Source organism: Christiangramia oceanisediminis (assembly GCF_022570735.2).
Taxonomy (GTDB): Bacteria; Bacteroidota; Bacteroidia; order Flavobacteriales; family Flavobacteriaceae; genus Christiangramia; species Christiangramia oceanisediminis.
In genome coordinates this window covers 1,043,281-1,058,389 of record NZ_JANCNS010000002.1, presented here as the reverse complement: position 1 = coordinate 1,058,389, position 15,109 = coordinate 1,043,281, and the positions used below count along the sequence as shown (strand labels likewise).

Annotated in this window: 12 protein-coding genes; 9 read left to right on the top strand and 3 right to left on the bottom strand. The window is 41.2% G+C overall.

Annotated elements, in window-relative coordinates:
- Positions 1–1,473 (bottom strand): circularly permuted type 2 ATP-grasp protein, encoded by a 1,473-nt coding sequence (locus MKO06_RS12265; RefSeq protein ID WP_241551439.1) that lies wholly within the window; start codon positions 1,471–1,473, stop codon positions 1–3.
- Between the two features lie 201 nt (positions 1,474–1,674).
- On the opposite strand from MKO06_RS12265, the gene MKO06_RS12260 reads away from it, so the two are divergent.
- Together MKO06_RS12260 and MKO06_RS12255 are read left to right on the top strand one after the other, a co-directional pair.
- Entirely contained in the window at positions 1,675–2,703 is a 1,029-nt protein-coding gene (locus tag MKO06_RS12260; protein ID WP_241551438.1) for a threonine aldolase family protein, read from the top strand.
- 81 nt (positions 2,704–2,784) lie between these two features.
- Complete coding sequence (locus MKO06_RS12255) at positions 2,785–3,300, top strand: redoxin domain-containing protein (protein ID WP_241551437.1); 516 nt, start codon at positions 2,785–2,787, stop codon at positions 3,298–3,300.
- A gap of 69 nt (positions 3,301–3,369) precedes the next feature.
- On the opposite strand, the gene MKO06_RS12250 is transcribed toward MKO06_RS12255, so the two are convergent.
- Complete coding sequence (locus MKO06_RS12250; RefSeq protein ID WP_241551436.1) at positions 3,370–3,696, bottom strand: YbaB/EbfC family nucleoid-associated protein; 327 nt, start codon at positions 3,694–3,696, stop codon at positions 3,370–3,372.
- A gap of 63 nt (positions 3,697–3,759) precedes the next feature.
- On the opposite strand from MKO06_RS12250, the gene MKO06_RS12245 reads away from it, so the two are divergent.
- From MKO06_RS12245 to capB, 3 genes are all read left to right on the top strand, one after another.
- Positions 3,760–5,886, top strand: coding sequence for a S9 family peptidase (locus MKO06_RS12245; protein WP_241551435.1), 2,127 nt, complete (start codon positions 3,760–3,762; stop codon positions 5,884–5,886).
- Positions 5,887–5,963: 77 nt separating this feature from the next.
- Positions 5,964–7,004: a cysteate synthase gene (gene capA / locus MKO06_RS12240; protein ID WP_241551434.1), complete on the top strand. Its 1,041-nt coding sequence runs from the start codon at positions 5,964–5,966 to the stop codon at positions 7,002–7,004.
- A 144-nt stretch (positions 7,005–7,148) separates the two neighbouring features.
- A complete protein-coding gene (gene capB, locus MKO06_RS12235; RefSeq protein ID WP_241551433.1) occupies positions 7,149–8,411 on the top strand; it encodes a cysteate-C-fatty acyltransferase in 1,263 nt (420 codons plus the stop codon).
- Between the two features lie 74 nt (positions 8,412–8,485).
- On the opposite strand, the gene MKO06_RS12230 is transcribed toward capB, so the two are convergent.
- Positions 8,486–9,493 carry a transporter gene (locus MKO06_RS12230; RefSeq protein WP_241551432.1) on the bottom strand — a complete coding sequence of 336 codons (1,008 nt, stop codon included), beginning with the start codon at positions 9,491–9,493 and terminating at the stop codon, positions 8,486–8,488.
- Positions 9,494–9,574: 81 nt separating this feature from the next.
- On the opposite strand from MKO06_RS12230, the gene MKO06_RS12225 reads away from it, so the two are divergent.
- The 4 genes from MKO06_RS12225 to MKO06_RS12210 all read left to right on the top strand — a co-directional run bounded on the left by MKO06_RS12225 (position 9,575) and on the right by MKO06_RS12210 (position 15,098).
- Positions 9,575–9,859 carry a DUF4834 family protein gene (locus MKO06_RS12225; protein WP_241551431.1) on the top strand — a complete coding sequence of 95 codons (285 nt, stop codon included), beginning with the start codon at positions 9,575–9,577 and terminating at the stop codon, positions 9,857–9,859.
- 68 nt (positions 9,860–9,927) lie between these two features.
- Entirely contained in the window at positions 9,928–12,342 is a 2,415-nt protein-coding gene (locus tag MKO06_RS12220; protein WP_241551430.1) for a YfhO family protein, read from the top strand.
- Positions 12,343–12,356: 14 nt separating this feature from the next.
- Entirely contained in the window at positions 12,357–13,640 is a 1,284-nt protein-coding gene (locus tag MKO06_RS12215) for a glycosyltransferase family 4 protein (protein ID WP_241551429.1), read from the top strand.
- Positions 13,641–15,098, top strand: coding sequence for a lipopolysaccharide biosynthesis protein (locus tag MKO06_RS12210; RefSeq protein ID WP_241551428.1), 1,458 nt, complete (start codon positions 13,641–13,643; stop codon positions 15,096–15,098).
- The last annotated feature ends 11 nt before the right edge of the window (positions 15,099–15,109 follow it).

Here is a 15,109-nt window from a genome sequence, read left to right as displayed (position 1 = left end):
TTATTGGTTGTTTTTTAGTACCCAGGTGTCTTTAGAACCACCACCCTGAGAGGAGTTAACAATTAGATTCCCTTTCTTTAGCGCAACCCTCGTAAGACCTCCCTTCAGAACAAAATCCTTACTGGAGCCTAAAAGGGTAAAGGTTCGCAGGTCTACATGTCGTGGTTCAAAACATTCAGAATCCTCTATATAGGTAGGATGAACCGATAGAGACATTATTGGCTGGGCGATATATTTCCTGGGACTCGCACTAACCGTTTGCTTCACTTCTTCAATTTCTTCCCTGCTTAGCCTATTCCCAATAGAAATTCCATAGCCCCCTGCTTCATCTACCGGTTTGATCACCAGATTCTGAATATTGTTAAGGACATAATCCAGCTCATCCGGCCTGCTGCAATGGTAAGTGGGTACATTGTTAAGAATTGGATCTTCCTTCAGATAATATTTAATGATTTCTGGCATATAGGTGTAGATCGCCTTGTCGTCTGCAACTCCCGTTCCCGGAGTATTCACCAAACACACATTGCCCTTTTTATAGGCTGCCATCAAACCTGGCACTCCTATGGCAGAATCTGGTTTGAATTCTAAAGGATCCAGGAATTGATCGTCAATTCTCCTGTAGATCACATCAACTTTTTCCGGACCGTTAATGGTTTTCATATAAACAAAATCATTTTCTACGAACAGATCCTGTCCTTCTACCAGTTCAACACCCATCGCCTTTGCAAGGTAGGAATGTTCGTAATAGGCAGAATTGTAAATACCCGGGGTGATCACCACGCAATTGGGAACATCCACTCCTTTTGGTTTAACGGTTTCCAGGATCTCCAGTAGATTTTCGGCATAATTAGTCACCGTATAAGCCTGGTAATGATTAAAAACTCCAAAAAGTGCTCTTTTTAAAGCAGTTCTATTGCAAACAACATAACTCACTCCGGATGGACAGCGTATGTTATCCTCAAGCACGTAATATTTTCCGTCAGAATGTTTAATTAGATCGGTACCTGAAATGTGGTTGTAAATTCCTCCCGGTGGATCAAACCCGTTCATCTGGTCTAAATAGTTTTCTGAAGAACTAATGAGATCAAGGGGTACAATCCCTTCCTTGATTATTTTCTTGTCGTGATAGACGTCCCAGAGAAAAGCATTGAGTGCCCGGCTTCTTTGAAGCACACCCTTTTCAATATGTTCCCATTCTTCAGAGTCGATGATCCTTGGAAACAGGTCGAAAGGAAAGATCTTTTCTTTTATTTCGTGGTCACCATATACCTGAAATGTGATTCCCTGGTTAAAAAACGAAGCCTTAGCTTTAGTATTGAGCTTTCCAAAATCCTTGGCCGAATGCTCACTGTATAATTCAAATAAGGTTTTATAGGTCTCTCTTACCTCATCGTTTTCATCAAAGATTTCATCATATAACTTGGGATCCCTGTTGTAAGATTTGAAAGTCGGGTTGTTTTTATTGCTTTTCATAGATCAGGTTTGTCATAAAATACGAATAAATTATCTGTTTTTCAGTGTTTTATGTAAAAGCTTGAAATATTTTGAGTGACCGAAGATTTTGGTTGCGAAAATTTTGATCAGAAGTCGAGAGAACTGCTAATTATTCTGAAAATTCTAATTCGAAAAAAGAATTTTTAAATTTTACCTTAGCATTTCAGAAACAAACAATACATGAAAGAGATAGATCTTAGAAGTGACACGGTAACTCGTCCAACTAAAGAAATGCTTCAGGCGATTATGACAGCCAAAGTAGGGGATGATGTATATAAGGAAGATCCAACTGTAAATGAACTGGAAAAGAAACTGGCAGATATGTTCGGGATGGATGAAGCCCTTTTCTTTCCCACCGGCAGTATGGCGAACCAGGCTGCTATAAAATTGCACACGCAACCAGGGGAACAGCTAATTTGTGACAAGTGGGCCCATGTGTATAATTACGAAGGTGGCGGAGTTTCTTTTAATAGTGGTGTCTCCTGCAAACTGGTTGATGGTGACCGCGGAATGATCACCGCAGAGCAGGTCGAGGATAATATCAACCCACCAGATTTTTATCACAGTCCGCTTACGAGCCTGGTATGTCTTGAAAATACCACTAATAAGGGAGGTGGAGCCTGTTATGATCTTGAAGAAATTAAGAAGATCCGTGAAGTCTGTAATAAGCACGGGCTCGGGCTGCACCTGGATGGCGCAAGGTTATTTAATGCACTGGTAAAAAAGGGTGAAGACCCAAGGGATTATGGAAAGATTTTCGATACGATCTCGGTTTGCCTTTCCAAAGGCCTGGGTACTCCAATGGGATCTGTACTCATCGGCAATAAAAAACTTATGAAAAATGCCATAAGGGTTCGAAAGGTACTTGGAGGGGGAATGCGACAAATAGGTTTCATGGCCGCTGCCGGGGTATTTGCACTGGACCATCATGTGGATCGCCTGGAAAAAGACAATGAACGCGCCGCCGAAATAGGAAAGGTGCTTACCGATCAGTTCTATATTTCCAAAGTTGAACCTGTTGAAACCAATATTGTGATCTTTTATATGAAGGATCAGGAAAAGGAAGAAGAATTTCTAACCGAACTGGCCAGGCAAAACATCAGGATCAGTAATATGGGACATGGTAAGCTTCGTATCGTAACTCACCTTGACTATACCGAAGAGATGCATCAACGATTTTTGGATACTCTTGAAAAAATGGAATTGTAATTTTTCAATTATTAACTAAAGATTGGGATTACATTAATAATTGAGGTTTTCAGGATAATTTATTTTTAGGAAAAATTAAATATGAAATATCTAAAACCTGGTCATCTGGTACCCGATTTGATTCTGGATACGACCAAAGGAGTAAAATGGAATCTACAGGAAAGCGAACCTGAAAACTTTACGATGCTTGTTGTCTATCGTGGAATTCATTGCCCGGTATGTAAAAAGTATCTCGAGGAGCTCAATGAGAAAGTTGAAGATTTTCGAAATAAAGGTGTGGAAGTGGTATGCGTAAGTTCTAACTCAAAGGAGCTTGCAGAGAAGACTGTAGAAGAATGGGAAGTTGAAAATCTTGATATTGGATTTGAAATGGATATTGAAGAAGGAAGAAAATGGGGGCTTTTTGTATCTGAAGCGATCAAGGATTCCGAGCCTGAAGTTTTTTTAGAACCAGCTCTTTTTCTAATAAAGCCCGATAAAACTTTATATTCAGCCAGTATTCAATCCATGCCGTTCGCAAGGCCAAAATTTGATGAACTTCTTAAATCGATTGGATTTGTATTGAAAGAAGATTATCCGGCCCGGGGAGGTCATTAAGTTCAAAATAAGAATAAAAGAAAGCCTGGAAATTTTTCCAGGCTTTCTTTTATGTAATAAATAGATTTGTTATTTCAGCATATCGCTCATTCCAGGAATATCTGGCATTCCGTCCTTAGCCGCAGCCGCAACTTCGGTCTCGTGTATCTCCCCGGCCTTTTGTATGGCGTTGTTCAGGGTTAGGATGAGGTAATCTTCAAGCTGCTCCTTATCATTCATTAGCTCATCATCTATCGAAATATTCTTTAATTGCCTGTTCGCTGTAACGGTAACCTTTAGAAGACCATCAGTCGATTTTTCCTCGACCATAACGGTATCCATTCTTTTTTTAGTGGCTTCTACATTGGCCTGGGCTTCCTTCAGTTTATTCATCATGCCCATCATATCTCCAAACATAATATCTGATTTTAAATTTTTGTGAACTCAAAATTACTAAATTACCCTGTTAAATTGGTACAAATGATTAGACTATTAGTAATTCTATTAGGATGCGTTACCTTTGCATCTGCTCAAAATAATATCGATTTGAAAAAAGACATTCTGGCCCCACGGGCGAAAAAAGTTCCGAAGAAACTGGAGATCCATGGAGATGTACGGGTAGATAACTATTTCTGGATGAATCAAAGGGAAGATCCTGAGGTTATTGCTTATTTGAATGCCGAAAATGAGTATAACGATAAAATGACCGCTCATACTAAAAAGTTCCAGGAAGACCTTTTCCAGGAAATGAAGGCTCGTATTAAAGAAGACGATGAGTCAGTCCCATATAAACTCAACGGCTACTGGTATATCACCCGTTTTGAAAAAGGATATGACTATCCTGTTTACTCCAGGAAAAAGGAAAGTCTTGATGCGCAGGAAGAGATCCTCTTTAATGTGAACGAAATGGCCAAGCCTTTTGAGTATTACAGCCTTGGAGGATTGAACGTGAGTCCAGATAATAAGCTGGTTGCCTTTGGTACTGATACCGTTAGTCGCAGGCAATACACAATTAGAGTTAAAAACCTCGAGACGGGGGAGATTTACGATGAAAATATAGAAAATACCACCGGAGGTTCTACCTGGGCAAATGATAATAAAAGCCTTTATTATGCCAAGAAGGATCCTCAAACGCTGAGGTCTTACCAGATCTTTAAACATATCCTGGGAACCGATCCTAAAGAGGATCAGCTGGTTTATGAAGAGGAAGACGAGACTTTCAATACGTATGTCTATAAGTCGAAATCCAGGGAATATATCATCATTGGTTCACATAGCACTTTAACAACTGAATACCGGTTCCTTGATGCTGATACTCCTGAAAAGGAATTTAAACTTTTTCAGCCCAGAACCCGTGGGATGGAATACAGCATTTCCCATTTTAACGGTGATTTTTATATAGTCACCAATAAGGATGGAGCCACTAATTTCAAACTGATGAAAACCCCGGTCGATAAGACCGGAATGGAGAACTGGGTAGACGTGATCCCTCACCGTAAGGATTACCTGCTTGAAGATATCGATATTTTCAAGGATTACCTGGTGGTTAGTGAGCGAAACAACGGACTCAATAAAATAAGGATCATAAGATGGGATGAAAAGGAAGATTATTACATCCCCTTTGATAATGAAACCTATACGGCTTTTACCGCGATAAACCCCGATTTTGATACCGAATACCTGAGGTATAATTATAACAGTTTAACCACGCCTACTTCGGTAGTAGAATTCAATATGAAAACCCGGGAGAAGGAAGTTTTAAAGGAGCAGGAAGTTTTAGGAGGAAAATTCGACAAGGATAATTATGCTTCCGAAAGGATCTGGGCCACGGCCACGGACGGGACCAAAATCCCGGTTTCACTGGTTTACCGAAAGGGTATGAAAATGGACGGAAGTAGCCCATTGCTTCAATATGCCTACGGATCATATGGTTCAACGATTGATCCTTATTTCTCTTCCGTTAGATTGAGTTTGCTAGACAGAGGATTCATTTATGCGATCGCGCATATTCGCGGCGGAGAGTATCTTGGACGGGAATGGTATGAGGATGGTAAATTATTCACTAAAAAGAATACGTTTACAGATTTTATTGATGTTTCAGAATATCTTATCCAGGAAAAATATACCTCACCGGAGCATTTATATGCAATGGGCGGCTCGGCTGGCGGATTATTGATGGGAGCAGTGGTGAATTTGGCTCCTCAATTATATAATGGAGTGATCGCAGCAGTACCCTTTGTAGACGTGGTTACTACCATGCTGGACGATAGTATCCCATTAACGACCGGGGAGTATGATGAATGGGGTAACCCTAATAATAAGGAGTATTATGACTATATGAAATCCTATTCGCCTTATGATAATGTAAAAGCGCAGGATTATCCAAATATGCTGGTGACAACGGGATTACATGATTCACAGGTACAGTACTGGGAGCCGGCCAAGTGGATTGCTAAATTGAGGGAAGTAAAAACCGACAATAATGTTCTGCTTTTGCATACCAATATGGATGCCGGACATGGTGGCGCTTCCGGGCGTTTTGAAGCCTTAAAGGAAGTAGCCGAGGAATACGCGTTTTTACTGGACCTGGAAGGAATAAACCAATAATTAAAAAATTTACCTTAAATTTGACCGGTTTTTGAATTTAACGATTTGAGAGCCTTTCGTAAAAAGAACTTCGATTTATGAGAGAAGACTTGAAGGTTTATGACAATGTATTACAACTGGTTGGTAATACTCCGTTAATTCACTTAAACAAAATAACCTCAGGATTTAAAGGTGACTACCACGCCAAAGTAGAAGCATTCAATCCTGGGCATTCTTCCAAAGACCGAATCGCACTTTATATCATTGAAGAAGCCGAAAGAAAAGGTATTTTAAAGCCAGGTGATACGATTATTGAAACCACCTCTGGAAATACCGGTTTCAGCATTGCTATGGTGAGTATCATCAAAGGCTATGAATGCATCCTCGCGGTAAGTTCTAAATCCTCCAAGGATAAGATCGATATGCTAAGAACCATGGGAGCAAAGGTATATGTTTGTCCGGCCAACGTTCCGGCAGATGACCCAAGGTCTTACTACGAGGTTGCTAAAAGACTGCATTCAGAAATAAAAGCCTCGGTATATATCAATCAATATTTCAATAATTTGAATATTGATGCTCATTTTAACTCGACCGGACCCGAGATATGGAAACAAACTGAAGGAAAAATCACACACCTGGTTGCCTGTAGCGGTACCGGTGGAACCATTTCCGGAACGGCGAGGTACCTGAAATCTAAAAATCCTGAAATTCGTATCCTTGGAATAGACGCCTTTGGTTCGGTATTAAAAAAATACCACGAAACCAGGGAGTTCGATAAAGACGAGATCTATCCATACAGAATTGAAGGGCTTGGGAAAAACCTGATCCCAACTGCCACCGATTTTGATGTGATCGATCAATTCATGAAGGTTTCTGATGAGGATGCTGCGCATACAGCGCGAGAATTGGCGAGAACCGAAGGGATCTTTGCCGGTTATACCAGTGGAGCTGCCATGCAGGGGCTTAAGCAATATGCCGAAGAAGGTGAATTCGATGAAAATTCCAGGGTGGTAGTGCTGTTCCCAGACCATGGATCAAGATATATGAGTAAGATCTATAGTGATGACTGGATGAATGAACAGGGCTTTTTCGATGCGAAAAACGAACTTTCCACACAGGATATAGAGATCATTAAATAGAAAAACTTTTTAACACTTATTAACAAAAGGCATCCAATTTCTTGTTGGATGCCTTTGTTTTTCTTAGCTTTCGTGGGTTGAAAATTAACTTTGTAGAATTGAGCCAATTTTCAGTATTTTTGCGGCTCGTCTAAAAAATGACTGATGAAGGATTTATTTGATAAAATTTACAAAGACAAAGGACCATTGGGTAAATGGGCGGAGCAGGCTGAAGGATATTTCGTATTTCCAAAGCTGGAAGGGCCAATCTCTAATCGAATGAAATTCCGCGGTAAAGAAGTAATTACCTGGAGCATCAACGATTATTTAGGTTTGGCAAACCATCCCGAGGTTCGTAAAGTAGATGCTGAAGCAGCTGCCGAGTATGGTTCTGCTTATCCTATGGGGGCGAGGATGATGAGTGGTCATACAGATCTTCATGAAAGATTACAGGATGAACTGGCTTCTTTTGTTCATAAGCAGGCCGCTTATCTTTTGAATTTTGGTTACCAGGGTATGGTTTCTACTATAGACGCACTGGTTTCCAAGCAGGACGTGATCGTTTATGATGTAGATGCTCATGCCTGTATCATAGACGGTGTTAGGTTGCACCTTGGTCAGCGTTTTACCTATAAGCACAACGATATGGAAAGTATCGAGAAGAACCTTAAGCGCGCTACCAAAATCGCTGAACAGACCGGCGGCGGAATTCTTCTTATTTCTGAAGGAGTCTTCGGAATGCGCGGTGAACAGGGAAAACTTAAAGAGATCGTTGAGCTTAAGAAAAAATATAATTTCAGATTATTTGTAGACGATGCTCACGGATTCGGAACCCTTGGTAAAACAGGAGCCGGAGCCGGAGAGGAGCAGGGAATACAGGACGAGATCGATGTATATTTCGCCACTTTTGCTAAATCCCTTGCCAGCACCGGAGCTTTTATCGCCGGTGATAAAGAGATCATCGATTATTTAAAATACAACCTTCGTTCGCAAATGTTCGCCAAATCACTGCAAATGCAGCTCGTTGTTGGTGCATTAAAACGATTGGAAATGCTTCGCACCATGCCAGAGCTAAAAGAAAAGCTTTGGGATAATGTGAACGCCCTTCAGAACGGATTAAAAGACAGAGGTTTCGACATTGGAACAACCCAAAGTTGCGTAACCCCGGTTTACCTGAAAGGAAGTATCCCGGAAGCCATGGCGCTTGTAAAAGACCTTCGTGAAAATCATGGTGTATTCTGTTCGATCGTGGTTTACCCGGTAATTCCTAAAGGCCTTATCCTTCTAAGAATGATCCCAACTGCTACGCATACCATGCAGGATATCGAAGAAACTCTTGACGCATTCTCTGCGATCAGGGAAAGACTTGAAAATGGAACTTATAAAAGGCTTTCGGCTTCTGTAGAAGAAGCGATGGCTAACAAGTAAGAAATAATATATACCCAGAATAAAAAATGCCGGTTTTTAAACCGGCATTTTTAGTTTCAAAAAATAATGTCTTTCTAATTTCCGCCTCCGCTACCGTTGCCGTTTCCATTACCGTTCTCGTTTTCGATCTCTTCACCAAGCTTTTCACTTCGCTGTCTTCTTTTGTTCCCTTCATTGGACTCTTCCAGGAATTCGTCTACCTTATGTAGATCGAATCTATAAGAAATCCCAGCGGCAACCTGCCATTTTGAAGGCGTATCCTTGAAGTTCACCAGTCCTGAAACATCAAACTGGAAGTTCTCGCCAATTAAATAGGCAGCTCCTCCACGCAGGATATCATCTGCATACAGATCACTGATGATCCCCTGGTATTCGCCAAATATCGCCAGGTTTTCAGTAAGAGTGTGGGTTACGGTTATGATGCCAGTGTAGGACCTGAAGTCTTCCGTGAGTCGGTCTCCTATAAAATTAAGAACCAGTACCCAGCGTCCCCAGTTATTCTGGGTGATAATGGCAGCCTTGGGACTAAATTTGCTTTCTCCTTCGAACAGGTATGGGTTATCTCCAAAGGCAAAATTCGCCCCAGCATAGATTGAAATAGCCGGAATCAATGTTTTCCATTTGAATCTTTGGTTTGCTTTCCAGCTGTATAAGTTAGGTTTGTCCTCTTCAAGGCTCACATAAGGGTCAAAAATTAAATATTTTGCGCCTATAGTATTTGATCTAAAATTATTGATCTTGTATTCACTGTCTACACCCAAGAAATTCTGAACCACATCCTGGGATTCATAGGCACCAATGAGGTTGATCTCCAGTCTTTCATATAGCAAACCATATCTAAGCTGGTAATCTATTCCCCAGACCCCTGCCTGGGTTCCGTACCCGGTATGCTCTTCATCACCGAAAAATCCGCCGGTTTCGAGTTGGATCACATTGGTACCAACGGCAAATGCCCCCTGGGACTGTCCCGGACGGTTTGAATTGATGGTTTCGGTATATTGAGCGTTCATCAAATGGAACGTGAAAAAGAACAGGCTTAGAAATGCTATTTTCCGCATGGATGGTGGGCTTGTTTCCCTCAAATATAGGAGATTTATTATAATTTTATGTTCAGTCTTATAGGTTTGTGAAGGCTTCTTTTTATTTTTGCAAAAAGCATTCAAATGTTAGAAGCATCATTATCCGGAGTACTAAAAACGGTACTTATCGTTTTGTTAGTATACTTCGGTCTTAAAATATTTTTCCGCTTTTTCGGTCCCATGATTCTCAAATATTTCATGAAGAAAATGGGGAAGAAGTTCGAGCAGCAATTCAACCAGCAGTTTGGCGGCTACCAGCATCAGAATCAAAAACAGGAAGGCGAGGTTAGCATAGATAAAAAATCTGGTTCTAAGCGCCGTTCCAATAAAAAAGTGGGGGAGTATATCGATTACGAAGAAATTGATTAATTTCGATTTTAACAATGCCTTTCAGAGGCTTGTCTTTTTATTCTGAAATAATCAAAAAGCCCCGTTTAATGGCCAAACTGAAGCAATTCTTACCTCACCTGCTCGCACTGGCAGGATTTGTAATTTTATCCTTATTCTATTTTAGTCCGGTTCTTCAGGGAAAGGAGATCTTCCAGAGTGATATCGTTCAGTATATCGGGATGGCGAAGGAACAAAATGATTTCAGGGCCGAGACCGGGGAAGAACCCTACTGGACCGATTCGGCCTTTGGTGGTATGCCTACTTACCAGCTTGGTGCTTATTATCCTCATAATTATGTAAAGAAACTGGACCTGGCTCTTAGATTTCTTCCCAGGCCTGCAGATTACCTGTTTTTATATTTCATAGGCTTTTACATTCTGCTGCTTTGTATGAAGCTGGACTATAAATTGGCTTTCCTGGGAGCTCTGGGCTTCGGATTTTCAACTTACCTTATCATCATCCTTGGCGTTGGCCATAATGCCAAGGCGCATGCGATCGCCTATATGCCTATGGTGCTGGCCGGGATAATCGCTGTCTTCAGGCACAGGAATATATGGAGTTTCCTGCTCCTTGCCGTAGCCATGGCCCTCGAGATACAGGCCAATCACTTCCAGATGACCTATTATTTGTTACTGCTGGTGATCGCCCTTGGAATCGCATACCTGGTAGATGCCTGGAAAAAGAAATTGCTTCCAAAATATTTTAAAGCGCTCGGAATTATGGTCGTAGCCGTGATTTTAGGTGTGGCGGCCAACGCGACGAATTTAATGGCAACCAGTGAGTATGCTGATTTTAGTACTAGGGGGCAGTCTGATCTTAGCATCAACCCTGACGGAAGTCCTATTGAGAAAAGCGGACTCGGTTTTGAGTACATTACCGAATACAGTTATGGAATACTGGAAACTTTCAACCTTTTTGTCCCAAGATTTATGGGAGGAGGGAGTTCAGAAAATATAGGAAAGGATTCAAATGTATATGACGCCCTGAGAAAAATGGGAGCCTCGACCACACAGGCGGCCGATTTTACCGAAAATGTACCTACCTACTGGGGCGATCAAACCTATGTAGCAGCTCCGGCTTACATAGGTGCCGCTGTAATTTTCCTTTTCGTCTTTGCCTTATTCTTGATCAAAGGCCGATTGAAATGGTGGATCGTAGGCGGTAGTATCCTGGCCCTTTTATTGAGTTGGGGTAGGAACTTCGAATTTTTGACGCAATTCTTTATAGATTTAGTGCCGCTTTATAATAAGTTCAGGGCTGTTTCTTCTATTCAGGTGATACTCGAATTGTGTATCCCGTTAATGGCGGTAATTGGCCTGTGCAAGCTGTTCCTTGAAAATATTAAAAAGGAAGAAAAGCTTTACGCTTTAAAATGGTCGGTAATAGGAACCGGAGGTTTACTGCTTATCTTTTTATTATTCAAATCAGTTCTGTTCGATTTTTCCGGTGCCCAGGATGCTATGTACCGGCAGCAGTTTGGGATGGATTTCATGAATGCGCTGGAAGAAGACCGGAAGTCTATCTTCACTTCAGACGTGATTCGATCCCTGATCTTTGTGTTGCTTTCAGCAGGGCTTATTTTTGGCTATTTAAACGGAAAGATAAACCGAAACCTGGTTATTGGCGGATTCGTGATCCTGTTCCTGGTAGATCTAATTGGTGTTGATAAGCGCTATGTGAATGAAGATGATTTTGTTCAGGCCAGGGAAATGCAGCAGCCATTCCAGATGATGGAAGCCGATGCAGCAATTCTTCAGGATGCAACTCACTACCGGGTGTATGATCTTTCGGGCAATCCGTTTAATACAGCCAGGACTTCTTATTTCCATAATGCGCTTGGGGGATATCATGCAGCGAAACCTGGAAGAATTCAGGATCTATACGATTTCTATATTTCACAGAACAATATGGATATTCTGAATATGCTCAACGTGAAGTATTTCATTATTCCAACGGAGGAGGGCAACCAGGCGCAGCAAAATCCTAACCCATTCGGAAATGCCTGGTTCGTGGAGCAATTAGAATGGGTTGATAATGCCAACCAGGAGATCCTTCAGTTAAACGAGGTGGACCTCCAGAGAACCGCGGTGATCAATGATACTTTTAAAAATGAGGTTAATACCGATTTCGATTATAGTTCTGAAGCCAGTATTGAATTAACCCATCAGCAGCCAAATGAACTCAGATATGAGGTTAGTGCTCCCTCATCGCAATTTGCGGTATTTTCTGAAGCCTATTATCAGCCGGGCTGGCAGGCCTATTTAGATGGAGAACCGGTAGGACATGTTCAGGTTAATTATGTGCTGCGGGGAATGAATGTTCCTGCGGGTGATCATGAGATCACTTTTAAATTCGAGCCTTCGGTGATCAAAACCGGAAGTACGGTTTCACTGGTTAGTTCATTGATCCTGGTACTGGTATTGATCGGAGGAATTGGGTTTGAATTGAAAAAGAGAAACTAGCCAACTTCTGTTGAATGAAAAAAGTTCTCATCATAACTTATTACTGGCCTCCGGCTGGTGGGCCAGGTGTGCAACGCTGGCTGAAATTTGTTAAATACCTGCGTGATTTTGAGATCGAACCGGTGGTGTATGTTCCTGAAAATCCCAGTTACCCCATACTAGATGAGAGCCTTAATTCTGAAGTTCCCTCGAACATTAAAATCTTAAAGCAAAAGATCTTTGAGCCCTATAGCATAGCGGGCATTTTCTCCAGAAAACAAACCCAGACAATAAGTTCAGGGATCATTGAAGCTGAAGAAGAACAAACGGCCCTCCAAAAGGCCTTACTCTTTATTCGGGGCAATTTCTTTATTCCTGATGCCCGAAAGTTCTGGATAAAACCTTCAGTAAAATTCCTTAAAAAGGAACTTGAAAAGCAGAATTACGAGGCAATTATAACAACCGGTCCACCTCACAGCCTTCACCTTATAGGTCTTCAGCTTAAGGAACAAACACGGGTAAAATGGATAGCCGATTTTCGCGATCCCTGGACCCGGATTGGATATCATAAAAAGCTGAAATTAACCAGTTCTTCCCAGGCCAGGCACCAAAAACTGGAAAAAAAGGTACTTACTTCAGCTAACCATATCATAACCACCAGTTATACGACCAGGGAAGAATTTCAGAATAAAACTTCAAAACCCGTTAGCCTTATCACTAATGGTTTTGATATTTCAGTAAATGACCGGTCCCAAAAAAAGGAAAATTTCGAGATCTCCCATATAGGTTCGTTACTGGCAGGCAGAAATCCTTGCATTCTCTGGCAATCCCTTGCAGAAATTATAAAAACCGATGATGATTTTAAATCACATTTCAGGTTGCGACTTGCGGGAAGAATTAGCGAGGAGGTGTTGAGCGAACTTCAACAACATGAGCTGATGCCTTTCGTGGTAAATGAAGGCTATGTAAATCATTCCAGGGCCGTGGAAATGCAAAGACAGGCTTCTATTTTGCTGCTTATCGAAATCGATTCTGAAGAAACGCGTGGCATCATTCCGGGTAAGATCTTTGAATACCTCGCCGCTAAAAACCCAATTCTGGCCATAGGTCCGGAGAACTGGGATGCCGCAAAGATCATCCGGGAAACTAAAAGCGGGGAAGTCTTTAATTATAATGATCGTAAAGAACTTGAAAATTATATCAGGGAACAATTTGAATATTTCAAGAAGGGGAATTCTGGCCTGAATTCTATTGGAATCTCCAGTTTTCACCGCAGGGAATTAACCGGGCAACTTGCCCAGCTTATCCATTCATTATAAATGGGAATCATAATCAGCCAGTCCATCAAGAATATGGTCACCACCTATATCGGTTTTGGGATAGGCGCGGTGAACACTTTATTCCTATTCACTTATTTCCTGGATAAGGAATATTATGGTCTGGTAAGTTTCCTGTTATCTGCGGCTAATTTGATCTGGCCATTTCTGGTTTTTGGTGTTCACAGTACCCTAATCAAATTCTTTACCTCTTATAAGACAAGGGGGGAGCAGGACAGGCTTTTAAACCTGGTGCTGCTTATCCCGCTTGGTGTAGCGCTAATTACCGGGTCTTTGGGTTTATTCTTTTACGAGCAGCTACTGGATTATTTTAAAGGGGAGAACAGCCTGGTGCAGCCATATATCTGGCTAATATTTTTAATTGCGCTGGCCACGTCTTATTTTGAAATATTCTTTTCCTGGTCCAAGCTTTATTATAAAAGCAGCTTCGGAAATTTTATGAAAGAAGTCTTCCACAGGTTCTGTATAAGCCTTTTGTTATTTGCTGTTTATTTTAAGTGGATAGAAGTAAACAGTTTTATCTATGCAATTTCCGGCGTTTTTGTTATACGAACAATCATCATGGCCATGTATGCCTTTTCATTGCACAGGCCAAATTTCAGCTTCAGGTTTCCAAAGAATTTATCGCCGGTTTTAAAATATTCAGCACTTATCCTGGTGGCAGCGTCGGTGGCCACGGTGCTTTTAGACCTGGATAAGGTGATGATCGAATATTATTTGCCCATCGAAAATGTGGCTGTTTACGGGATCGCGGTTTATATTGCTACGGTAATTTCGGTGCCTCAAAAAGCCATGCACCAGATCACGAATCCCTTAACCGCCGAGATGCTAAACAATAGGGACAGAGCCTCTCTTAAAGATCTGTATGTTAAAAGTTCCCTGAATCTTTTTATCGTTAGCGGATTGATCTTTATCTGGATCATTACTAACGTGGAATCGCTGTATGAACTCATTCCGGATGAATATGAAATAAGTTTGCTGGTAGTGATGCTTATCTCCCTGGTGAAGTTATATGATAATTTCCTCGGAAATAACAATAGTATACTTTTTAACTCAGATTACTACCGCATTGTTCTGGGGGTTGGTGTGGTCCTGGTGATCCTGGCTTTTTTGCTGAATTTATACTTTATCCCTGAATTTGGCATTAAGGGGGCTGCGATGGCAAGCTTTATAGCTTTCTTCCTGTATAATACCTCAAAAATTTTTATTGTGTACCGAAAATTTGGAGCTCATCCTTTTACAGGTCTTAGCGGGCTGGTCTTGCTTATAATGTCCATTTTTACGGTTGGCTTTTTTTACCTGGAAACCGGTTTTCATCCAATTCTGGACATTTTGATAAAAGGAAGTCTTAGCGGGTTATTATATATTTCCCTTATTTACCTTCTGAAGATTTCACCGGAAATAAATAATATCCTGAACAGGCTTCTGAAAAGGGCCTAAAAGAGAAAACC

Bases quoted from the DNA above. Each gene is read 5' to 3' on its own strand.
- MKO06_RS12265 (WP_241551439.1), bottom strand. From the start codon at position 1,473: ATGAAAAGCAATAAAAACAACCCGACTTTCAAATCTTACAACAGGGAT.
- MKO06_RS12260 (WP_241551438.1), top strand. From the start codon at position 1,675: ATGAAAGAGATAGATCTTAGAAGTGACACGGTAACTCGTCCAACTAAA.
- MKO06_RS12255 (WP_241551437.1), top strand. From the start codon at position 2,785: ATGAAATATCTAAAACCTGGTCATCTGGTACCCGATTTGATTCTGGAT.
- MKO06_RS12250 (WP_241551436.1), bottom strand. From the start codon at position 3,696: ATGTTTGGAGATATGATGGGCATGATGAATAAACTGAAGGAAGCCCAG.
- MKO06_RS12245 (WP_241551435.1), top strand. From the start codon at position 3,760: ATGATTAGACTATTAGTAATTCTATTAGGATGCGTTACCTTTGCATCT.
- capA (WP_241551434.1), top strand. From the start codon at position 5,964: ATGAGAGAAGACTTGAAGGTTTATGACAATGTATTACAACTGGTTGGT.
- capB (WP_241551433.1), top strand. From the start codon at position 7,149: ATGAAGGATTTATTTGATAAAATTTACAAAGACAAAGGACCATTGGGT.
- MKO06_RS12225 (WP_241551431.1), top strand. From the start codon at position 9,575: ATGTTAGAAGCATCATTATCCGGAGTACTAAAAACGGTACTTATCGTT.
- MKO06_RS12220 (WP_241551430.1), top strand. From the start codon at position 9,928: ATGGCCAAACTGAAGCAATTCTTACCTCACCTGCTCGCACTGGCAGGA.
- MKO06_RS12215 (WP_241551429.1), top strand. From the start codon at position 12,357: ATGAAAAAAGTTCTCATCATAACTTATTACTGGCCTCCGGCTGGTGGG.
- MKO06_RS12210 (WP_241551428.1), top strand. From the start codon at position 13,641: ATGGGAATCATAATCAGCCAGTCCATCAAGAATATGGTCACCACCTAT.